Annotated in this window: 7 protein-coding genes; 3 read left to right on the top strand and 4 right to left on the bottom strand. The window is 64.3% G+C overall.

Going from position 1 to position 5,878, the window contains the following annotated elements; all coding sequences use genetic code 11:
• The 4 genes from AC5RW2_RS39910 to AC5RW2_RS39925 form a co-directional block, all read right to left on the bottom strand.
• A partial coding sequence (locus AC5RW2_RS39910; RefSeq protein ID WP_494075226.1) for an ATP-binding cassette domain-containing protein occupies positions 1-555 on the bottom strand: 555 nt, incomplete at its 3' end.
• Between the two features lie 19 nt (positions 556-574).
• Positions 575-1,699: a BMP family lipoprotein gene (locus AC5RW2_RS39915; RefSeq protein WP_494030773.1), complete on the bottom strand. Its 1,125-nt coding sequence runs from the start codon at positions 1,697-1,699 to the stop codon at positions 575-577.
• 159 nt (positions 1,700-1,858) lie between these two features.
• Positions 1,859-3,025 (bottom strand): amidohydrolase, encoded by a 1,167-nt coding sequence (locus tag AC5RW2_RS39920; protein ID WP_494030807.1) that lies wholly within the window; start codon positions 3,023-3,025, stop codon positions 1,859-1,861.
• A gap of 57 nt (positions 3,026-3,082) precedes the next feature.
• The gene (locus AC5RW2_RS39925) at positions 3,083-4,270 is read right to left on the bottom strand and encodes a mannose-1-phosphate guanylyltransferase (protein WP_494030772.1); all 1,188 of its coding nucleotides are present in this window, start codon (positions 4,268-4,270) and stop codon (positions 3,083-3,085) included.
• Between the two features lie 284 nt (positions 4,271-4,554).
• Between AC5RW2_RS39925 and sdhC the strand changes: the two genes are divergently transcribed.
• The 3 genes from sdhC to AC5RW2_RS39940 form a co-directional block, all read left to right on the top strand.
• A complete protein-coding gene (gene sdhC, locus AC5RW2_RS39930) occupies positions 4,555-4,932 on the top strand; it encodes a succinate dehydrogenase, cytochrome b556 subunit (RefSeq protein WP_494030771.1) in 378 nt (125 codons plus the stop codon).
• A gap of 3 nt (positions 4,933-4,935) precedes the next feature.
• Positions 4,936-5,403, top strand: a complete 468-nt coding sequence (locus AC5RW2_RS39935) for a succinate dehydrogenase hydrophobic membrane anchor subunit (protein WP_494030770.1) — start codon at positions 4,936-4,938, stop codon at positions 5,401-5,403.
• A gap of 47 nt (positions 5,404-5,450) precedes the next feature.
• On the top strand, positions 5,451-5,878 hold a 428-nt coding region (locus AC5RW2_RS39940; protein ID WP_494075227.1), incomplete at its 3' end, for an FAD-binding protein.

Genomic DNA, 5,878 nt, shown 5'->3' on the forward strand with positions numbered 1-5,878 from the left:
CAGCTGGCGCATGATCGCGAGCAGTTCGTCGGTTTCCTTGGGCGTGAGCACCGCCGTCGGCTCGTCGAGGATCAGGACCTCGGCATCCCGCACCAGCGCCTTGATGATCTCCACCCGCTGCTGCACGCCGACCGGCAGGTCCTCCACCAGGGCGTCCGGATCGACGTCGAACCCGTACTTGCCGGAGATGTCCCGGATCTTCCGGCGGACCTGGTCCAGGTCCAGCAGCCCGGCGGCCTTCGTGGCCTCGTTGCCGAGTGCCACATTCTCCGCCACGGTGAACACCGGCACCAGCATGAAGTGCTGGTGGACCATGCCGATCCCGGCGGCCATGGCGTCCCCGGGTCCGCCGAAGGTGACGGGCCGCCCGTCGATGAGGATGCGTCCCTCGGTCGGTTCATAAAGGCCGTAGAGGACATTCATCAGCGTGGATTTTCCCGCACCGTTCTCGCCGAGGAGGCAGTGCACCTGGCCCGGCTCCACAACCAGGTCGATATGGTCGTTGGCCACGAGGGAACCGAATCTCTTGGTAATTCCCTGCAATTCGAGTTTCACGGCTGGCACCAATCGTCAGCTACTGCTGGGGGCTGGCCGGCGACTCGACCGTGATCTCTCCGGAGATAATGCCGGCCTTGATGTCCTCCAGCTCGGTCTTCATCTCCTCGGAGACCTCGCTGTCCAGGTCGTGGAACGGGGCCAGGGCAACGCCGCCGTTCTCAAGGGTTCCGACGAACGGCGTGGAGTCGAAGTTGCCTTCCACATCGGAGCGGATGACCTCTTCCACCGCATCGCCCATCAGCTTCATCACGGAGGTCAGGATGTATTCCTCGCCCTTGCCTGCGGTCTCGTAGCCATCCGAATCCACCCAGATGACCTTGACGTCCTCGCCGGCGGCGTTGGCCTCGATCACGGCGTCCATGGTGCCCAGTCCAACCGGTCCGGCGACGGGCATGATCACGTCCGCACCTTCATTGATGAAGTTCTGCGTGTTGGTCCTGCCGCTGGCCTGGTTGTCGAAATTGCCGACGAAGGTACCGTTCTGGGCGGCCTTGTCCCAGCCCAGCAACTGGACGTTGACGCCCTTCTGCTGGTTGTAGTAGGCCACACCGTCCGCGAAGCCGTCCATGAATATGGTCACGGTCGGGATGTTCAGCCCGCCGTAGGTGGCCACCTTGCCTGTCTGCGACTGGCCGGCGGCCAGATAGCCGGCCATGAACGCGGCCTGGGCCGTGTCGTAGATGATCGGCTTGACGTTCTCCAGGTCGATGCTGTTGTCGTCGACGATGGCGAAATGGGTGTCCGGATTCGCTTCCGCGGCCGCCCGGGTGGTGTCCGCCAGCAGGAAGCCGACGGTCAGCACCAGGTTGCAGCCGGACTGGACCATACTGTCCACGTTGCCGGTGAAGTCCACCTCGGACTGGGATTCGGCCTGGCGGATGCTGATGCCCAGATCCTGCTCGGCGGCCTGCAGGCCTTCGTAGCTGGACTGGTTGAAGGAGCGGTCGTCGAAACCGCCGGCGTCGGAGACGATGCAGCCCGCGTAATCGCTGTTCCCGCCGCCTGCTGCACCGCCCTCTTCCGACGGCGGTGCGCCGCAGCCTGCCAGCACGAGGGCCGAGGCTCCCAGGAAGGCAGCCCCGGCGGTGGCCTTGCGTCCGGCCGTGGCGCGCAGTCGGTTCTTCGGCAACGAATTCTTCACTGTTCCTCCAGGACAATCGGCATCGCAGAAGGTTCGCGATGCTCCTCAGGGCGCGGTTACAGTGCCTACCCTAGTGCCACGCCGTCCCGCGGAGGGGAAGAACCGGAAATTTATTGAACGATTAATGAAGAGCATTCAAGAGCCGTTACCGGCAGGTAGCTAGTGCCGGTAGCCGCGGACGGCCCGCACGGCTGCGCCGGCCATGACCCGCACCCCGCAGCTGATCGCATGCTCATCCGGTGCGTAGTCGCCGCGGTGCAGGTCAAAGGTTTCCCCGCCAGGCCTCCGCGTACCCAGCCGCAGCATGGCGCCGGGTATTTCCTGCAGCATCCAGGCGAAGTCCTCCCCGCCCATGGACTGCGGGGTCAGTACCACGGCGTCCTCGCCCAGTTCGGCGCGGGCGGCAGCCTCGATCAGGCCGATCTCCCTCTCCGAATTCACCACTGGAGGCACGCCGCGGATGTGTTCGAGCTTCACGTCCACGCCGTACGGTTCCGCCACCTGCTTAACTACTTCGTCCAGAAGCTGGCCGGCCGAATGCCAGGCCTCCGCTTCCAGGCAGCGCATGGTCCCGGCCAGATAACCGGCGGCCGGGATGGCGTTGGGCGCCGAACCGGCGCGGATCTGTCCCCACACCACGGAGACGGCGCTGCGCACATCGATGCGGCGGGACAGCACAGCGGGGACCCCGACCGCGATCTGGGCCATGGTGTAGACCATGTCCTCGGTCAGGTGCGGACGGGAGGTGTGGCCGCCGCGGCCGGACAGCTCGATCCGGACGGTGTCCGAGGCGGACGTGATGGCACCAATGCGGGTCCCAATGAGGCCGACGTCGATCCGCGGGTCGCAGTGCAGCGCCAGTATCCGCGGGACCTCCGCCAGCACGCCCTGTTCGATGACGGACAGGGCGCCGCCCGGCATTGTTTCCTCGGCAGGCTGGAAGATGATCCGCACCCGCCCATCAAACGGTTGCTCGTCGTAGAGCCGGGCCAGCGCCAGGGCGACGCCGAGCATCACCGTGGTGTGGATGTCATGGCCGCAGGCATGGGAGATGCCCTTGTGCTTGGATGCATAGGGCAGTCCGGTTTCCTCTAGGATCGGCAGCGCGTCAATGTCCGCCCTCAGCCCCAGCTTGATCGGCCCCTCGCCGACGTCCACAAAGCAGCCGGTATCCTCCAGCCGCTTCGGAGTCAGGCCCGCGTGCTCAAGCCGGTTCACCAGCTGGTCGGTGGTCCGGTATTCCTTGTGTGAGAGCTCCGGGTGGGCGTGCAGGTCCCGGCGGAAACTCGTCAGTTCGTCCAACAGGGGCGCTACCCAGACGCCCATGTGGGGCAGCGTGACTCGATCGCCTACTTTGTTCTGCACATCACAAGGGTAACGTTTTTACAGGACGTCGTGGTCGCCGCTGGCTTTCAGGTGCTCCACGGCACTCTTGACCTGCTGCGCGTGTTCCTTGGTGGTCACCAGCAGGGCGTCCGGGGTATCCACCACGACGACATCGTCGATGCCGATCAGCGCGATGACCCGCTTGGTATCGGAAACCACGATGCCGGAGGCGGCCTCGGAGAAGACCCGTGCGCCCTCGCCCATCACCGTCAGGTTGGAGTTGACGGCTGCCGGGTTCAGCCGGCCGATCGCGGCGAAATCCCCAACGTCGTCCCAGCTGAACTCGCCGGGGATCATGGCGACATCGCCGGCCGCCGCCGCCGGTTCGGCCACGGCATAGTCGATGGCGGTCTTGCGCAGGGCAGGCCAGATCCGCTGCGTGACTTCGGCACGCCGGGGCGTGTCCCAGGCCTGGGCGATTTCCATCAGGCCGGCGTAGAGCTCCGGCTCCCCCGCTTCGAGGTGCTTGAGCAGCAGGGAGACCGGCGCAACGAACATGCCCGCGTTCCAGTGGTAGTCGCCGGTTTCCAGGTACTTCCTGGCGACATCCTCGGACGGCTTCTCCACGAATTCGGCAACCGCGAAGGCGCTTGGCGCCCCGCCGACGTCGAGCTTGCGGCCTGCACGGATGTAGCCGAAGCCGGTGGACGGATGGGTCGGCTTGATGCCGATCGTGACAATGTACCCCTCCGCCGCCGTATGGATGGCCTCGCAGACAGCTTCGCGGAAGTCGCTGTCCGGGGTGATGACCTGATCCGCGGCGAAGGAGCCCATGATCGTTTCCGGATCCCGGGTATAGAGGATGGCCGCAGCCAGACCGATCGCCGCGGCCGAGTCCTTGGGCTCGCTTTCAAGCACCAGGTCCGATTCATCCAGTTCCGGAAGCTGGGCTTTGACGGCAAGGCGGTGCGCTTCCCCCGTGACCACAAGGATGCGGCGGCCGGCAAGCGGCTCCAGCCGGTCATAGGTGGAGCGGATCAGGGTACTGCCCGAACCTGTCAGATCGTGCAGGAATTTGGGTGCGGCTGCGCGGGACAGCGGCCACAGGCGGGTTCCGGTTCCGCCCGCGGGAATCACTCCCACGAACCGGTCAAGCACCGCACTCCGCTGTGCGGATTCCTGGGGCCCGGTCTGTGCCTGGGGCCCTGTTTCCTGGGATACGGCTGGCGCCTTGTCTGTACTCATCAGTGCACATCCTAGACCACGGAGAAGAAGCGGATCCCAAAACGCCGAACACTACTAAACTTGGTATTCCTACAGCCTGAAACTGTGTGAAATTGGCTACACAACGGCGGGGGTCCCGCAATTAACGGTAGCCCCATCCGTAAAGTTCCACATAGGAACTACTAAATTGAATAAGCTTGAGGCCGAACCTAGATTAGGTTGGAGCTAAAGCGAGCTCGCCATCGTCGTCATCCTCTGCGTGGATCCCGCGCGAACGTCCTTGGCGACGCAGGAAGGTTAATTCAGTGTCGAAGACATCATCCGGCACCCTGTACCGCGGCCGTGAGGGCATGTGGTCTTGGGTCGGTCACCGCATCACCGGAGTCGCTATCTTCTTCTACCTGCTGGTGCACGTCCTGGATACCTCGCTGGTGCGGGTTTCCCCTGAGGCGTACAACGTCGTGATCCAGTCCTACCAGAACCCGATCATGGGACTCGGTGAGGCCGGCCTCGTCGCCGCCGTCGTTTTCCACGCGTTCAACGGCCTGCGCATCATCCTCGTTGATTTCTGGAAGAAGGGCCCCAAGTACCAGCGCCAGCTGCTGTGGGGTGTCCTTGGACTGTGGGTGGTTGTCATGGTCCCGTTCCTTATCCGCCACCTCTCGATCGTGTTCGGAGCCTAAATCATGTCGACTGCAAACATCGAGTCCCCGCGTTCGGGCCGCATCGCCCCGGAGTACACGCGGAACAAGTCCAAGGGCGGCAATTTCGAAATGCTGGCCTGGCTGTTCATGCGCCTGTCCGGCATTGTGCTCGTCGTCCTGGTCTTCGGCCACCTGTTCGTCAACCTGATGGTCGGCGAAGGTATCCACGCGATCAACTTCGGCTTCGTCGCCGGCAAGTGGGCGGATCCGTTCTGGCAGATCTGGGACCTGGTCATGCTCTGGCTGGCCATGCTGCACGGCGCCAACGGCGTGCGCACCGTCATCAACGACTACGCAGAGAAGGACGGCACCCGCTTCTGGCTGAAGACCGTCCTGTACGCGGCCACCGTGGTGATCATTGTGCTCGGCACCCTGGTGATCTTCACCTTCGATCCGTGCCCGACGGGTGCAGCCAGCGAACTGCTGCCCTCCTTCTGCCCGGCCCCGTAGCCCGGCTCACGCCTTCACCTTCAGATTCAACAGAAAGAGCATCCGGTATGCAGGTCCATAAGTACGACGTCGTCATTGTCGGTGCCGGTGGCGCCGGTATGCGCGCCGCCATCGAATCCGGGCAGCGCGCGCGAACCGCTGTACTGACCAAGCTGTATCCCACCCGTTCACACACCGGTGCGGCACAGGGCGGCATGTGCGCCGCATTGGCCAACGTAGAAGAAGACAACTGGGAATGGCACACCTTTGACACCGTCAAGGGCGGCGACTACCTGGTAGACCAGGACGCGGCAGAGGTCATGGCCAAGGAAGCCATCGACGCCGTACTGGACCTGGAAAAGATGGGCCTGCCGTTCAACCGCACGCCCGAAGGCCGCATCGACCAGCGCCGCTTCGGCGGGCACACCCGCGACCACGGCAAGTCCCCGGTCCGCCGCGCCTGCTACGCCGCCGACCGCACCGGCCACATGATCCT

The sequence above is a fragment of the Arthrobacter sp. B0316-1-20 genome (genome assembly GCF_059091865.1).